The organism is Tepidanaerobacter syntrophicus, from assembly GCF_001485475.2.
Lineage (GTDB): Bacteria > Bacillota > Thermosediminibacteria > Thermosediminibacterales > Tepidanaerobacteraceae > Tepidanaerobacter > Tepidanaerobacter syntrophicus.
Genome location: NZ_DF977001.1, coordinates 137,536 through 153,197, shown reverse-complemented (window position 1 = coordinate 153,197; position 15,662 = coordinate 137,536). Strand labels below are relative to the sequence as shown.

The following is a 15,662-nucleotide window of genomic DNA, read 5'->3' as shown; positions in this document are numbered from 1 at the left end:
GGAGGCGTATAAATATGATTGGGAAATTTAAAGATTTTGCTCCCAAAATAAGCAAAACTTGTTTTATTGCTCCCAGCGCTGATGTAATAGGCGATGTTTCTATCGGAGAAAAGTCCAGCGTTTGGCATGGGGCAGTCCTAAGAGGCGATGTGAACAAAATCGAAATAGGATCCTTTGCTAATATACAGGACAGATGCATAGTTCATGTGGCTGAAAAATACCCAACGATAATAGGAAATAACGTTACAATAGGACATGGCGCAATCGTCCATGGATGCACTATAAAAGATGGCGCATTTATAGGCATGGGTGCTATTGTTCTTGATGGAGCCGTTATAGGAGAAGGGGCACTAATCGGAGCAGGAGCATTAGTAACCGAAGGAAAAGAAATACCTGCTAATTCTTTAGCTATGGGAGTGCCCGCAAAAGTAGTGCGGCGCTTGACTGAAGATTATACCAAAATGATCAAAGACCGGGCGGTAGAATATGCTGAACTTGCCCAAGAATATATGAAATAAAATTCTAATATCTATAAATCTGTTAATGTGCTTAAAGTTTATGCATTGCAAGGATTCCACAGGATAAGATGTGTTGACCTCATACGGTAGGATAAATATAATCGAAATATAGTAAGTCCGTCTCATGAAGACAAACATTAGTAAATGCTTTTATATAAAAAACGAATTTAAAAATAAATTTTTATCCGGGAGGTCAATTGTTATGAAAAAATATTCTGTGGGTGTTGTAGGCGCCATGGGAGCTGTTGGCACAGAGATGTTGAAAACCTTGGAGCAGAGAGATTTTCCCATCGAAAAAATTAAACCCCTTGATATTGCGGAAAACCGCGGCAAAAAAGTTACCTACAAAGGCGAAGAGGTAGAAGTTGAAGTAGCTGAAAAAGGGGCATTTAAGGATTTGGATATAGCTCTTTTTTCTGCAGGAGAAGGGGCAAGCCAAAATCTTGCTCCTGTAGCGGTTTCTGAAGGCTGTATAGTTATAGACAACAGCAATGCCTTTAGAATGGATCCTAAAGTTCCCCTTGTAATTCCGGAAGTCAATCCCGAAGATGTTACTTGGCATAACGGGATTATTGCCAATCCTAATTGCTCAACTATTCAGATGCTTGTTGCCTTAAAACCGATTCATGACAAATATACAATAAAAAGAATTGTTGTTTCAACTTATCAGGCTGTATCAGGCAGCGGATTGCCAGGGATAATGGAACTGGAAGAGCAAGTTAAAGCATACTTAGAACATAAAGAAATAAAGCCAAAGGTTTACCCTCATCAAATAGCTTTTAACGCCCTTCCCCATATTGATACTTTTTTAGACAATGCTTATACTAAAGAAGAAATGAAAATGGTAAATGAAACACACAAAATGTTTCACAACAACGATATTAAAATAAGCCCGACGGCGGTTAGAGTTCCGGTGATACGCTGCCATTCGGAATCCATAAATGTGGAAACACAAAAGCCTATTGATGCAGAAGATGTAAGAGAACTTTTAAATCATGCACCCGGTGTTAAGGTATTAGACGACATTTCCTCTAATACCTACCCTTTAGCTGCGGAACTTACAGGCACGGATGAAGTTTATGTCGGCAGGATACGTAAAGATTTTTCCGTAGAAAATGGAATTAACATGTGGGTTGTGGCAGATAATTTAAGAAAAGGAGCGGCGCTAAATGCTGTTCAGATTGCAGAGACCTTAATTAAATATAGCATAATTTAATGTAACAAAGGAGGGCAACTATATGGCCATTATCGTACAAAAATTTGGGGGAACATCTGTTAAATCCCCTGAAAACCGCAGAGCTGCTTTGGGCCATATCGCTAAAGCAAAAAATATGGGATACGATGTAGTGGTTGTGGTATCCGCAATGGGAAGAATGGGAGATCCTTATGCTACAGATACATTAATACATCTTTTAAAAACCGAAGGAGGAGGAGAGGTTTCTCCAAAGAAAAAAGATCTTATTATGGCATGCGGCGAAATTATTTCAACTGCGGTTATGGCTTCATATATAGAATCACAAGGCTTTAAAACCGAGGCAATGACGGGATTTCAGGCAGGCATTTTAACGACTGCGGATTTCGGTAATGCCGAGATAATAAAAGTTGATCCAAAGCCAATTAAAGAGAAACTTAGAGAAGGCAATATAGTCGTTGTAGCAGGATTTCAGGGTCAGACAGAAAAAGGAGAAATCACAACCTTAGGCAGGGGCGGAAGTGATACATCTGCAGCGGCATTAGGAGGATATCTCGAGGCAGAACTGGTGGAAATATATACTGATGTGCCCGGAATAGCTGTTACCGATCCGCGAATTGTTCCGGAAGCTCCTTTTATCTCCAAAATATCCTATGATGAAGTTATTGCAATGGCTGATAATGGCGCAAAAGTAATTCATCCCAGGGCTGTAAAAGCTGCAAAAAAATTTAATACCCCCTTAAAAGTTAAATCTACTTTTGAAGAAGACGGCGGCACTATCATCGGACCTGCAGAGAGCGATTTAACTATTTCAGGTATACCCCTTCAAAGAAATCTTGTGGAGGCTAAATTTAGCAGAGCGGATAAATATAATGACAAAGAAACTGAAAAACTACTTAAGCTCAGCTGCGACGGTTCCGTCTATTTAGACAGCGCAGGGGCAAGCATAGTATTAATTGACAGCGAACAGGAAAAGTCGGCTAAAATACTTGCAGAAGAGCTTAAGAGTAATGTGGAGTTTTATCATGATATAGCTAAAGTTTCTGTTGTTTACAAGTCAACCGTTGATTCAAGAATGTTAAATAAAGAGATTACCGAACTGTTTTTAGAAAATAATATACCTGTTGTCATTCATCAAAGCCGAAATAATTGCAGCAAGTTTATAATAAATGATAAGGATGCAACAAAAGCAGTAGATATTATTTTCCATAGATATTTCTAATAAACCTTTAAAAAACTGCCATTTATCAATGCGATAGTGGCAGTTTTTCTTTGCTATAAATAAAAAGATAATTGCAAAAAAAGGATAATAGGATTTTATGTCGAATATATTATGCTAAATGTTTCTAAAAAGAATACAAATGTATTTATATGGCGGACAAAATAATTAATATGTTTTTAACAGAAAAATTTCATAAAACTATTGATTTTTGCCAATTATTATATTAAGATATTTCCTATATTATCTGATGAGCGATTGCACTCATCAGATAATATAAAGTAAATATACATAAAAGCACAAGGAGTGGTAGAAAATGAAGAAAAAGTACAATGTGGCCATAGTCGGAGCTACTGGAGCAGTAGGACAAACCATGCTGCAAATTTTAGAAGAGAGAAACTTTCCTGTAAACAACATTCTTCCCTTAGCTTCATCTAGATCTAATGGAAATGTCATAAAGTTTTGTGGAAAAGAAGTAAAAGTCCAGGAAGCCTCCCCTTCTTCTTTTAGTGGGATTGATATAGCACTTTTTTCTGCCGGAAAAAGTGTAAGCACAGAGCTTGCTCCGGAAGCTGTAAAACACGGAGCTGTTGTAATAGACAACAGCAACGCATTTAGATTAGACAATGAAGTGCCACTTGTAGTTCCAGAAGTCAACCCTGAAGACCTTAGGGGACACAAGGGCATAATTGCAAATCCGAACTGTTCTACAATCCAAATGGTTGTTGTTTTAAAACCAATTCATGATGTGGCAAAGGTTAAAAGAGTTGTTGTTTCAACATATCAAGCCGTATCAGGTACAGGGCTTGAGGCAATAGAAGAATTAAAAACCCAATCAAAAGCTATTTTAGAAGGAGAAAAAGCTATTAAAAATGAAGTGTATCCTTATCAGATAGCATTTAACACATTGCCTCATATTGATGTTTTTGATGATACAGGCTACAGCCTTGAAGAGTGGAAAATGGTGCATGAAACCAGAAAGATTCTAGATGATACTATCGCGGTGACTGCTACCACTGTAAGGGTGCCGGTAATGAATTGCCATTCGGAGGCAGTTAATGTGGAAACATATGAAAAAATTTCTGTGGAAAAGGTCAGAGAAATACTTGCGAAAGCACCTGGTGTAAAAGTGGAAGATGCGCCAAAAGAACTAAAATACCCCATGCCAATATATGTTTCAGGAAAAGACGATGTATATGTAGGCAGAATTAGAGAAGACTTTAGCATAGATTGCGGTTTAAATCTTTGGATAGTAGGAGACAACCTGCGAAAAGGCGCAGCCTTAAATGCAGTGCAAATTGCTGAAACTATGATAAAAGACAATTTAATATGACAAAGATTCCATTAAAAAGCAAGGTAATAAGCTATATCCTTGCTTTTTAATTTTTCCGTAAACTTTTCAATTGGCACGCTTTATGCTATAATAATATCGATTCCGCATATTGGGATAATTTATTAAATGAAATAAAGTATTTTAATTATATTATAAAAAGAGGATTAATAATTACTTTTATAGAATAGATATGTTAGATAGAAAAATATATTCTTGTTTTTAGGTGGGTTTTGCATTATTTTGGGGGTATAAAAATGCAAATGAATTTCGGATTGAAGTTGTCGCAGACTCAAAAACTGGTTATGACGCCTGAACTTAGACAGGCCATAACGATCCTGCAGCTTTCCACACTTGAGCTGGATCAATATATAGAAGATCAGCTCCTGGAAAATCCACTGCTGGATGTTGGGGAAGACGATCCTAAAGTTGACGAAGTCGAAGATAAAACTGAAGAGAAAGAAGATAGTAATACTGATGACAGCATTGACTGGGACGAATATTTTCAGGATGAGGCCAACAGCACTCCTATAAGAGTTCAGCGCGAGCAAAAAGAAGAAGGGGCAGGGTATGAAAATTTTGTATCCTCTACGCCAACTCTACAAGACCACCTTATGATGCAGCTCCATGTTTCTTCTGTATCTAAAACTATCCTCAAGATCGGTGAATTCCTAATAGGCAACATAGATAAAAACGGCTATCTTTCAATAACAACAAAAGAAGTTGCAAAGATTTTGAAAGTAGATGAAGATGAGGTAGAAGAAGCCCTGAAAATCATCCAAACTTTTGATCCTGCCGGAGTTGGTGCACGAAATCTAACAGAATGTCTACTTATTCAGATTGATCAAAGAGGTATCGATGCACCGAAAATAAAAGAGTTGGTAATAAATCATCTTACAGACCTTGCTGAAGCTCGTTTTTCAAAAATTGCAGAGTCCCTTAACATTAGTGTAAGCGAGGTCCAAGACTTAAAGGATATATTAGTTACCTTAGATCCGAAACCCGGAAGAAATTTTGCATCACTTAACGATGTGTGCTATATAGTCCCTGATGCTGTTGTTGAAAAAATTGGAGATGAGTATCTTGTAATAATGAATGATACAATTTCACCCAGACTTTCGATAAATTCTTATTATCGCTCCCTTTTAAGCTCTGAAGACAAAGAATCAAATATTTCAAAGTTTTTGTCAAGTCGACTGGATTCGGCAATGTGGCTTATAAAAAGCATTGAACAAAGACGTGTGACGCTTCATAAAGTTATACAATCTATCGTAGAAGTTCAGAAAGATTTTTTAGAAAATGGACTTATATATCTTAAACCTCTTACAATGAAGGAAATAGCCGATAAAGTGGGAGTTCATGAATCTACAGTCTCAAGGGCAATTAGCGGCAAATATGTCCAGACTCCCAGGGGAGTATTTGAACTAAAGTTTTTCTTTCAAAGCGGCCTTGATAATGAAAACGGTACTTCTACTTCATCTGAGAGCATAAAAAAGATGATTCAAGAAATAATCGATACTGAAGATCCTTACAACCCCTTGAGCGACCAAAAAATTGCTGATATACTAAAAGACAAAGGCATTTCAATATCCCGCAGAACAGTTTCCAAATACAGGGAAGAAGCCGGTATTCTCTCGTCGGCAAAAAGAAAAAGATATTAAATTAAATTTTTATTCATAGCAGGATTTTAAGGGTTTTTGTTGAATAAGATTACAGAGTTGATTATATATGTTTATAGGCTGTTTTTGTTTACAACAAAAACCTTTTTTTGGACTTTTCGGGACGATAAATATATATAAGGGACATAAAATGACCCTTATATTACTTTAAAATATAAATATAAATTACAAGGAGGAGTTTTTAATGTCAATAAAAGTAGGTATAAATGGATTTGGCCGTATAGGCAGAAATGCTTTAAAAGCTGCAATTGCGAAACACCCTGAAATCGATGTGGTGGCAATCAACGATCTTTATGACACAAAGACATTGGCGCATCTTTTAAAATACGATTCAGTATTTGGTCCTTTTAACGGCACTGTTGAAGCCAAGGAATCCTCAATAGTTGTAAATGGAAAAGAAATCAAAGTTTTTGCAGAAAAAGACTTAAGAAACATACCCTGGGGAGAAGTTGGCGCAGACATAGTAATAGAGTCTACCGGCCTTTTCACATCAAAGGATAAGGCGATAGGCCATATTGAATCAGGCAAGGCAAAGAAGGTTATTATAAGTGCTCCTGCAAAAGATGAAGACATCACAATAGTTTTGGGAGTAAATGAAGAAAAATACAATCCAAAGGAACATCATGTAATCTCAAATGCTTCGTGCACAACCAACTGTCTTGCACCGGTTGCAAAAGTCTTATTAGATAACTTTGGTATTGAAAAAGGTCTTATGAATACAGTCCACTCTTATACCAATGATCAGAGAATCCTTGATCTTCCACACAAAGACCTTCGTAGAGCAAGAGCTGCTGCTTTAAATATAATACCTACAACAACAGGTGCCGCTAAAGCAGTTGCTTTGGTAATTCCTGAGCTTAAAGGAAAACTTAACGGCTTTGCTCTTAGAGTGCCTACACCTACAGTATCCATTGTAGACCTTACCTGTCAGCTTTCCAAGAGTGCTACTGCAGAACAAATAAATGAAGCACTAAAAAATGCAGCAGAAGGCAGGATGAAGGGAATTCTCGGATATACAGAAGAGCCTGTGGTGTCGATGGACTTTAAGGGATGCGACCTTTCATCGATTGTTGATGGTTTATCTACAATGGTAATCGAAGACGATTTGGTAAAAGTTGTTGCATGGTATGACAACGAATGGGGCTATTCAAACAGAGTTATGGATCTTGCTGCATATATAGCAAGCAAAGGATTTTAAGTTATAAAAAGGCGGTGGCTGGAAATTCTTGCTTTCTTTAAAGAGGGATTTTCAGCCATTTGCTTGTATATTATTTAAGGAGAACATTAAATGGAAGAATTGGTGAAACTACTTCAGCAAGTAGCTCCTGAAATATCGCTTGCCATTGAAAATCGTTACACTATACTGCGCAATATATATTTTAACCAGCCCATAGGTCGAAGAGCACTCTCATTAATTCTTTCATTATCTGAAAGGCAGCTCAGGACAGAGGTAAAACGCCTGGAGACGCAAGGGCTAATAAAGGTTAGTCCTAAAGGAATGGAACTTACACCGGCCGGCGAAAACATCATCTTTAAATTGGAGCATTTTATATATCATTTAAGAGGTCTAAATCCCATAGCCCAGCGAATAAAAGAGCAATTTAACTGCAGCTATGTTTCCATAGTTCCGGGAGACTCAGATGAAGATGAAACAGTAAAAATGCAGCTTGGCAAAGAAGCAGCCTGCTATTTAAAAAAGGTTATAAATAGCGGCGATGTTATTGCAGTAACAGGTGGCACTACTATGGCGCAGATACCCCCTGCAATGGAAGAAGTACCGGGCGTAGAAAATATTACTGTGGTTCCCGGAAGGGGCGGCCTTGGAGAGAAAGTAGAAATTGAGTCAAATACCACAGCGGCAGAGCTTGCAAAAAAGCTTAAAGCTCAATACAAGCTGCTCTACGTTCCTGATAACCTGAGTCCTGAAACTATGGAATCTGTAATAAATGAGCCCGGCATACGAGAAATATTAAAAATCGTGCGCAGTGCCGATATACTTTTGCATGGCATTGGCGGCGCAGAAGAAATAGGACGCAGACGAGGTCTTTCGGAAGATGAAATAAAAAAAATAAAAGAAAAAGGTGCAGTAGCTGAAGCCTTTGGTTTTTATTTTAATAAAAACGGACAAGTTGTCCATATGACCAGCAGTGTAGGCCTTACAATAGGAGACTTAAAAAACATTCGTATTGTAATCGCAATAGCAGGAGGAAAAAATAAGGCTCCGGCAATTCAAGCGTTTTTAAAATACCATAGCCCTACTGTTTTAATTACGGATGAAGGAGCAGCAAGAAAATTATTAGAGCTTGAAGGAGGTAAAGAAGATGAATAAAAAGACAATAGAAGATTTTGATGTTGAAAATAAAAGGGTGCTCGTTAGAGTCGACTTTAACGTACCCCTTGATGATGCAGGAAATATAACTGACGATACCCGTATAAGAGCTGCGATTCCCACGATAAATTATCTTATCGACAAGGGTGCAAAGGTTATTCTAATGTCCCACCTTGGCAGGCCGAAGGGTAAGCCGAACCCAAAATACAGTCTGGCACCTGTTGCAAAAAGACTTTCAGAGCTACTTAATAAAGAGGTTATTTTGGCGCCGGATTGCGTAGGCGAAGAAGTAGAAAAAATCGTATCCCAAATGAAATCAAAAGATGTATTACTCTTAGAAAATGTCAGATTTCATGAAGAAGAAGAAAAAAATGATATTGAATTTGCTAAAAAGCTTGCGAAACTAGGCGACATATTCATAAATGATGCTTTTGGCACAGCCCACAGAGCCCATGCTTCCACGGCAGGCATTGCAAAATTTCTACCCGCAGGCGCAGGATACTTAATGCAAAAAGAAATTGAAATAATGGGCAGCGCCCTTGAAAATCCCCAAAGACCCTTTGTAGCAATTTTAGGCGGCGCAAAAGTGGGAGACAAAATTGGTGTAATAAAAAATCTTTTAAATAAAGTTGATGCACTTTTAATCGGCGGTGGAATGGCATTTACATTTCTTAAAAGTCAAGGATATGAGATTGGAAAATCACTTTTAGAGGAAGATAAGATAGAGCTGGCGGCCTCACTTCTAAAAGAAGCCCAAGAGAAAAACGTAAAATTGCTGCTTCCGGAAGATGTGGTAGTAACTTCCGAGATAAAAGAAGGCTTGCCTTATGAAACAGTTTCAGTAAAGAATATACCGTCGGATAAAATCGGTGTTGATATAGGAGAAAAGACAAGAGAGAAATTTACTGAAATTATCAAAGGAGCAAAAACGGTAGTTTGGAACGGTCCCATGGGTGTATTTGAAATAAAACCATATGATGCCGGAACCTTAGCTATTGCAAAAGCCATGGCTGAATCGGAAGCCATAACTATAGTAGGAGGCGGAGATTCAGTGGCGGCAGTAGAACAACTGGGTCTTGCAAACTCTATGACCCATGTTTCCACAGGCGGAGGCGCATCTTTGGAATTTCTTGAGGGTAAAGAACTGCCGGGAGTAGCCGCACTTAACGATAAATAAATCGGAGGTATTGATTATGTCAAGAAAACCGTTAATCGCTGGAAATTGGAAGATGAATAATACAAGAAAAGATACTATTGACTTCCTTGACAATTTTCTGCCGAAGGTAAGAAACATTGCATCAGATATAGTTATCTGCCCGCCATTTACAAATCTTTTTACGGCAGCTGAAAAACTTGCAAACACGAATGTAAAGCTTGGGGCACAAAATATGCACTGGGAAGATAATGGCGCGTTTACCGGTGAAATTTCGCCATTAATGTTAAAAGAAGTTCCATGTGAGTATGTTATCATAGGCCACTCAGAACGACGCCAGTATTTTGCAGAAACTGATGAAACTGTCAATAAAAAAATAAAGTCAGCTTTAAAGCACGGCCTTTTGCCGATTGTATGCGTGGGAGAAACCCTAAGCCAACGTGAAGAAGGAATTACTATGGCATGGGTGACTTCTCAAGTCGAAAAAGCACTAAAGGATATTCCTTCATCTGAAGTTGGAAAAATAGTGTTTGCTTATGAACCGATATGGGCTATAGGCACCGGCAAGACCGCATCATCAAAAGATGCTGAAGAAGTAATTAAAGCTATAAGGGAAAAAATTGGGGAATTGTATTCTAAAAACGTCGCAGAAAATATCAGAATCCTTTATGGCGGCAGTGTCAAGCCAGATAACATAAAAGAGCTTATGAACGAAGCTGATATTGATGGAGCCCTAGTTGGCGGAGCAAGTCTTGATCCAGAAAGTTTTTATAGAATCTGTGCTTTTAATCTGTAGCAGGAGTTGAATAAAGTGCCAAAAAAACCACTTATGTTGATGATTTTAGATGGCTGGGGACTAAATCCTAAAAAAGAAGGAAACGCAATATTAAACGCTAATACACCTAATTATAATCGATTAATTGCAAACTATCCCAACACTTCACTAGAGGCGTCAGGGCTTGCTGTTGGCTTACCTGAAGGCCAAATGGGAAATTCTGAAGTCGGCCATCTTAATATGGGTGCGGGAAGAGTAGTATATCAAGATTTTACACGGATAAGCCAGGATATTAAAACGGGAGATTTTTTTAAAAATCCGGCACTGACTGCAGCTATGGACAATGCGCTTACTAATGGCAAAAAACTTCATCTTATGGGACTTTTGTCCGATGGCGGAGTTCATAGTCATATAGAACACCTGAAAGCCCTCTTAGAGATGGCAAAACAAAAGGGCCTCTCCCAAGTCTATATTCATGCCTTTTTAGATGGTAGAGATGTGCCGCCTGCCAATGCCCTAAAATACATTAACGAAATCGAAGATTATATGAAAAGAATCGGCATAGGGAAAATTGCCACCATATCAGGTCGCTATTATGCAATGGACAGAGACAAAAGATGGGATAGAACTCAAAAAGCCTATGAAGCTATGGTTTTAGGTGAAGGAATAAAGGCACATAGTGCGACTGAAGCCGTTGAAAAAAGCTATGAGCGTAATGAAACAGATGAATTCGTAAAGCCTACGGTTATAGTAAATGAAACCGATAAACCGATTGCAACTGTCGAGCCTGGAGATTCGATTATTTTCTTTAATTTTAGACCTGATAGAGCACGACAAATAACTTACGCATTCTGCAGCGAGGAATTTCAAGGATTTGAGCGAAAAAAAGGGTATTTTCCAGTTTTCTTTGTTTGCATGACGGAATATGATGCAACAATAAAAAATGTTATGATTGCATATGGTCCTGAGTCAATGGACAACATCTTGGCTGAAGTTTTAGAACGAGCCGGTATCAAACAGCTTAGAATTGCCGAAACAGAAAAATATGCCCATGTTACATTTTTCTTCAATGGCGGAAGGGAAAAGGCTTATCAAGGAGAAGATAGAATTCTTATCCCATCACCTAAGGTGGCTACATATGATCTAAAGCCGGAAATGAGTGCCTATGAAGTGGCAGATACTGTTATAAAAAAGATTTTGGAAGATATTTACGACGTTATAGTTTTAAACTTCGCAAATCCAGATATGGTAGGTCATACAGGCATTCTTGAAGCTGCTGTGAAAGCGGTGGAAACAGTAGACAAATGCGTTGGCATGGTAGCTGATGTGATAGCCGAAAAAGAAGGAACACTTATAGTTACAGCAGACCATGGTAATGCCGAGCAAATGCTAAATTACGAAACAGGAGAACCATATACTGCACATACATGCAATCCAGTTCCATTTATTCTTGTATCTCCTGATAAAGACAAGTACAAGCTTACCAATGGAAAACTAGCTGATATAGCACCCACTATGTTAGAGCTTTTAGGTATTGCCCAGCCCAAAGAAATGACTGGAAAATCTTTAATATTACATTAAACTAAGGAAGGTGAATTTTATTATGTCAACAATATTAGACGTATTTGCAAGAGAAATTTTAGATTCAAGAGGCAATCCAACTGTAGAAGTCGAAGTGGTATTGGAAGATGGGACAATTGGAAGAGCCGCAGTACCTTCAGGAGCTTCCACCGGCCAGTTTGAAGCAGTGGAGCTTAGAGATAATGACAAAAATCGCTTTGGTGGAAAAGGCGTCTTGAAGGCGGTCCAAAACGTGAATGAAATAATCGCCCCTGAACTTTGCGGCATGGACGCCCTGGATCAGGTAGCGATTGATAAACTTCTGATTGAACTTGACGGAACCCCAAACAAGGAGCATCTTGGCGCTAATGCAATCTTAGGCGTTTCACTTGCAGTAGCTCACGCTGCAGCCGAATTTTTACAAGTCGGTTTATATAAATACATCGGCGGTGCAAATCCCAAAGTTTTGCCGGTACCAATGATGAATATATTAAACGGTGGGAAACATGCAGACAATAATGTGGATTTACAAGAATTTATGATTATGCCGGTAGGGGCTAAAAGTTTTGCTCAGGCTCTTCAGATGGGAGCAGAAACTTTCCATGCACTAAAAAAGGTATTAGGAGAAAGAGGACTTTCAACTGCTGTTGGTGATGAAGGTGGTTTTGCCCCGAACCTTGCATCAAATGAAGAAGCTATAAAATTTATAGTTGAGGCTATTGAAAAAGCCGGTTATACCCCTGGGAAAGATATCTATATAGCCCTTGACGCAGCATCTTCTGAGTTCTATAATGATGGCAAATATGAGCTTAAAGGCGAAAATCTTGAATACGATGCAGCAAATCTTGTAAATTACTACTCGCGTTTAGTTGAAAAATATCCTATAATATCTATTGAGGATGGTATGGCAGAAGAAGACTGGGAAGGCTGGAAATTGCTGACAGATGCTCTTGGCAATAAAGTTCAGCTTGTAGGCGATGATCTTTTTGTGACCAATACAAATCGACTAAAACGCGGAATTGAACAAGGCGTGGCAAATTCAATCTTAATAAAACTGAATCAGATAGGCACACTTACCGAAACACTAGATGCTATTTCAATGGCCGAGAGAGCAAAATATACAGCTATAGTATCTCATCGCTCCGGCGAAACTGAAGATACCACAATAGCGGACCTGGTAGTTGCAACAAATGCCGGTCAGATTAAAACAGGCGCTCCCTCAAGAACTGATAGAGTAGCTAAGTACAACCAGCTTTTAAGAATTGAAGAAGAGCTCGGCGATACAGCGGTGTATCTCGGAATTGACGCATTTTACAATATCAAGCGATAAATATTATTTCATATAAAGCAAACAGCAAAGATAAGAGCAGCATATATAAGATTAAATTAGCCGGAGCTTTCCGGCTAATTTAATAATAATTGGACCATATTACCAGATTTACATTTTACTAAATGAATAGTAAAGCATAATCTGTAAAAATGATAATAATAGTATATCACATTTATATGTAAAAGAGTTGTCTTTTAAAAAACCGTGTGTTATAATCATTAATATTGATTTGGGAGGGGGTAATGATATGGAGCTTTTTCTTACGATCATTTATTTAGCCATATGCGTTGGCCTAATTGCTTTAGTTTTACTCCAATCCGGAAAGTCTGCAGGCTTGGCTGGGAGTATTGCTGGAGGAGCCGAAAAATTGTTTGGCAAGAAAAAAGGAATTGATGATAAGCTAGCTAGATATACGGAGATTTTTGCTTTTGTGTTTTTAGCCATGTCGGTTATAATGATTGTATTTTTGAGGTAGTGCCTGTTTTACAATCTTTAACAACATTGGAGGTAGTTGCACGATGGAAAATCTGGTGATATGGGCTATAATAATGGGAATTGTTGCTTTGATTTTTGTTCTAGTTCTTGCTCTTAGAATAGTTAAGAACCCTGCAGGTAACGAGAAAATGCAGGAAATCTCAAAAGCAATTCAAGAAGGCGCAATGGCTTTTCTTTTGAGGGAGTATAGGGTTTTGATAGTTTTTGTTGCAGCTATGTTCTGCATAATAGGCTTTTTAATCGGTTGGCAGACAGCCATATGTTATGTTTGCGGCAGCATCGCGTCGGTTTTAGCCGGTTTTATAGGTATGAATGTTGCTACTAAGGCAAATGTCAGAACAGCCCATGCTGCCCAGGAAAGCCAAAACAAGGCCTTGGGGATAGCATTTTCAGGCGGGGCGGTTATGGGTATGTCAGTTGTAGGATTGGGTCTTTTGGGATTAGGTATAATGTACTGCCTTTTTGGAAATCCTGCGGATGTTAAAAGTTTTGACGTAATTAACGGTTTTGCCTTGGGCGCAAGCTCGATTGCATTGTTTGCAAGGGTTGGCGGAGGAATATATACTAAAGCTGCCGACGTGGGAGCTGACTTAGTAGGAAAGGTTGAAGCAGGCATTCCTGAAGATGATCCTAGAAATCCAGCTGTTATAGCAGATAATGTGGGCGATAATGTAGGCGATGTAGCAGGAATGGGAGCTGATCTTTTTGAATCTTATGTAGGCTCAATTGTTTCAGGAATGGCTATAGGAGCTGTGGCAGTATCCAATGTAACAGGTCAGGCTTTTGGCATAAAGGGAATTGTTTTTCCCCTTGTGCTTGCTGCGGCGGGAATTTTAAGTGCAATTATAGGGGTATTTTTTGTAAATTTAGCAAGCGGCGCCAATCCTCAAAAAGCTCTTACAAATGGGACTTTTATAAGCGCAATCGCATCAATGATTTTCACCTATTTTTTAAGCAAGATGATTTTAGGAGAACTGAATGCATTTTTTGCAGCAGCGTCAGGTATAGTTGTCGGCAGTGTTATTGGTATCGTTACCGAATATTATACTTCGTCTGACTACCCTCCTGTGAAAGAAATTGCAAAATCTTCGCAGACTGGTGCTGCAACAAATATCATATCAGGTCTTGCAGTGGGAATGAAATCAACAGCACTCCCGGTACTGTTCATCGTGGCTTCTATTCTTATTTCATACAAATTTTCAGGACTCTATGGTATAGCATTGGCAGCTATAGGGATGCTATCGACCACAGGAATGACTGTGGCAGTTGATGCATATGGTCCTATTGCAGACAATGCCGGTGGAATAGCTGAAATGGCGGAACTTCCGGAAGATGTTCGCAAAATCACCGATAAACTTGACTCTGTAGGCAATACTACAGCTGCGATAGGAAAGGGATTTGCGATAGGGTCCGCTGCGCTTACCGCTCTTGCTTTGTTTTCGGCTTATACTACTGCAGTTGGATTGGATAATGGAATAAACTTATTAGACGCAAGCGTTATTGCAGGTCTTTTAATCGGAGCAATGCTTCCATTCTTATTCGCGTCCATGGCAATGGAAGCTGTAGGCAAAGCGGCGTTTCAGATGATAGAGGAAGTTAGACGGCAATTTAGAGAAATTCCGGGCATTATGGAAGAAAAAGCAAAACCGGATTATGCAAGATGCGTGGATATAAGTACGGCAGCTGCCATAAGAGAGATGGTTTTACCTGGCCTTATGGCGGTAATAGCGCCACTGCTTGTAGGATATGTGCTCGGAGCCGAGGCACTTGGAGGTCTTGTTGCAGGTGCACTGCTGACAGGTGTTATGCTTGCTATTCAGATGTCTAACTCTGGTGGCGCATGGGACAATGCCAAGAAATTTATTGAGGCAGGAAATTTTGGCGGAAAAGGCACACCTACGCATGCCGCCGCAGTTGTTGGTGATACAGTAGGCGATCCGTTTAAAGATACAGCAGGTCCTTCTATGAATATTTTAATAAAACTAATGACGATTGTAGCTCTCGTGTTTGCGCCATTATTTATTTAAAATTATACAAAATTTAATCCTATACTTATGAGAAAAAAAGGTATAAAATAAATTA

General features: G+C 38.8%; 13 protein-coding genes. All 13 read left to right on the top strand.

Features of this window, described 5'->3' with window-relative positions; all coding sequences use genetic code 11:
* The first annotated feature begins 14 nt into the window (after nucleotides 1–14).
* The 13 genes from TSYNT_RS05730 to TSYNT_RS05670 all read left to right on the top strand — a co-directional run bounded on the left by TSYNT_RS05730 (nucleotide 15) and on the right by TSYNT_RS05670 (nucleotide 15,607).
* Nucleotides 15–518, top strand: a complete 504-nt coding sequence (locus TSYNT_RS05730; RefSeq protein WP_059032545.1) for a gamma carbonic anhydrase family protein — start codon at nucleotides 15–17, stop codon at nucleotides 516–518.
* Between the two features lie 202 nt (nucleotides 519–720).
* Nucleotides 721–1,734 (top strand): aspartate-semialdehyde dehydrogenase, encoded by a 1,014-nt coding sequence (locus TSYNT_RS05725; protein WP_059032544.1) that lies wholly within the window; start codon nucleotides 721–723, stop codon nucleotides 1,732–1,734.
* Nucleotides 1,735–1,756: 22 nt separating this feature from the next.
* Complete coding sequence (locus TSYNT_RS05720; protein ID WP_059032543.1) at nucleotides 1,757–2,932, top strand: aspartate kinase; 1,176 nt, start codon at nucleotides 1,757–1,759, stop codon at nucleotides 2,930–2,932.
* Between the two features lie 313 nt (nucleotides 2,933–3,245).
* Nucleotides 3,246–4,262 carry an aspartate-semialdehyde dehydrogenase gene (locus TSYNT_RS05715; protein WP_059032542.1) on the top strand — a complete coding sequence of 339 codons (1,017 nt, stop codon included), beginning with the start codon at nucleotides 3,246–3,248 and terminating at the stop codon, nucleotides 4,260–4,262.
* Nucleotides 4,263–4,516: 254 nt separating this feature from the next.
* Nucleotides 4,517–5,920, top strand: coding sequence for an RNA polymerase factor sigma-54 (rpoN, locus tag TSYNT_RS05710; RefSeq protein WP_059032541.1), 1,404 nt, complete (start codon nucleotides 4,517–4,519; stop codon nucleotides 5,918–5,920).
* A 202-nt stretch (nucleotides 5,921–6,122) separates the two neighbouring features.
* The gene (gene gap, locus TSYNT_RS05705; protein WP_059032540.1) at nucleotides 6,123–7,136 is read left to right on the top strand and encodes a type I glyceraldehyde-3-phosphate dehydrogenase; all 1,014 of its coding nucleotides are present in this window, start codon (nucleotides 6,123–6,125) and stop codon (nucleotides 7,134–7,136) included.
* A gap of 90 nt (nucleotides 7,137–7,226) precedes the next feature.
* Nucleotides 7,227–8,267: a sugar-binding transcriptional regulator gene (locus TSYNT_RS05700; RefSeq protein WP_059032539.1), complete on the top strand. Its 1,041-nt coding sequence runs from the start codon at nucleotides 7,227–7,229 to the stop codon at nucleotides 8,265–8,267.
* Nucleotides 8,260–9,444, top strand: coding sequence for a phosphoglycerate kinase (locus tag TSYNT_RS05695; protein ID WP_059032538.1), 1,185 nt, complete (start codon nucleotides 8,260–8,262; stop codon nucleotides 9,442–9,444). Before TSYNT_RS05700 ends, TSYNT_RS05695 begins: the two co-directional genes overlap by 8 nt.
* 16 nt (nucleotides 9,445–9,460) lie before the next feature.
* Nucleotides 9,461–10,216, top strand: a complete 756-nt coding sequence (tpiA, locus tag TSYNT_RS05690; protein ID WP_059032537.1) for a triose-phosphate isomerase — start codon at nucleotides 9,461–9,463, stop codon at nucleotides 10,214–10,216.
* A 15-nt stretch (nucleotides 10,217–10,231) separates the two neighbouring features.
* On the top strand, nucleotides 10,232–11,776 hold the full coding sequence (gene gpmI, locus TSYNT_RS05685) for a 2,3-bisphosphoglycerate-independent phosphoglycerate mutase (protein ID WP_059032536.1): 1,545 nt from the start codon (nucleotides 10,232–10,234) through the stop codon (nucleotides 11,774–11,776).
* A 22-nt stretch (nucleotides 11,777–11,798) separates the two neighbouring features.
* Nucleotides 11,799–13,085: a phosphopyruvate hydratase gene (gene eno, locus TSYNT_RS05680; protein ID WP_059032535.1), complete on the top strand. Its 1,287-nt coding sequence runs from the start codon at nucleotides 11,799–11,801 to the stop codon at nucleotides 13,083–13,085.
* Nucleotides 13,086–13,332: 247 nt separating this feature from the next.
* A complete protein-coding gene (secG, locus tag TSYNT_RS05675; protein ID WP_059032534.1) occupies nucleotides 13,333–13,560 on the top strand; it encodes a preprotein translocase subunit SecG in 228 nt (75 codons plus the stop codon).
* A 43-nt stretch (nucleotides 13,561–13,603) separates the two neighbouring features.
* Nucleotides 13,604–15,607, top strand: coding sequence for a sodium-translocating pyrophosphatase (locus TSYNT_RS05670; protein ID WP_059032533.1), 2,004 nt, complete (start codon nucleotides 13,604–13,606; stop codon nucleotides 15,605–15,607).
* Nucleotides 15,608–15,662 lie beyond the last annotated feature (55 nt).

Excerpts from the sequence above, each read along its gene's own strand:
- TSYNT_RS05730 (WP_059032545.1), top strand. The coding sequence starts at position 15 with ATGATTGGGAAATTTAAAGATTTTGCTCCCAAAATAAGCAAAACTTGT.
- TSYNT_RS05725 (WP_059032544.1), top strand. The coding sequence starts at position 721 with ATGAAAAAATATTCTGTGGGTGTTGTAGGCGCCATGGGAGCTGTTGGC.
- TSYNT_RS05720 (WP_059032543.1), top strand. The coding sequence starts at position 1,757 with ATGGCCATTATCGTACAAAAATTTGGGGGAACATCTGTTAAATCCCCT.
- TSYNT_RS05715 (WP_059032542.1), top strand. The coding sequence starts at position 3,246 with ATGAAGAAAAAGTACAATGTGGCCATAGTCGGAGCTACTGGAGCAGTA.
- rpoN (WP_059032541.1), top strand. The coding sequence starts at position 4,517 with ATGCAAATGAATTTCGGATTGAAGTTGTCGCAGACTCAAAAACTGGTT.
- gap (WP_059032540.1), top strand. The coding sequence starts at position 6,123 with ATGTCAATAAAAGTAGGTATAAATGGATTTGGCCGTATAGGCAGAAAT.
- TSYNT_RS05700 (WP_059032539.1), top strand. The coding sequence starts at position 7,227 with ATGGAAGAATTGGTGAAACTACTTCAGCAAGTAGCTCCTGAAATATCG.
- TSYNT_RS05695 (WP_059032538.1), top strand. The coding sequence starts at position 8,260 with ATGAATAAAAAGACAATAGAAGATTTTGATGTTGAAAATAAAAGGGTG.
- tpiA (WP_059032537.1), top strand. The coding sequence starts at position 9,461 with ATGTCAAGAAAACCGTTAATCGCTGGAAATTGGAAGATGAATAATACA.
- eno (WP_059032535.1), top strand. The coding sequence starts at position 11,799 with ATGTCAACAATATTAGACGTATTTGCAAGAGAAATTTTAGATTCAAGA.
- secG (WP_059032534.1), top strand. The coding sequence starts at position 13,333 with ATGGAGCTTTTTCTTACGATCATTTATTTAGCCATATGCGTTGGCCTA.
- TSYNT_RS05670 (WP_059032533.1), top strand. The coding sequence starts at position 13,604 with ATGGAAAATCTGGTGATATGGGCTATAATAATGGGAATTGTTGCTTTG.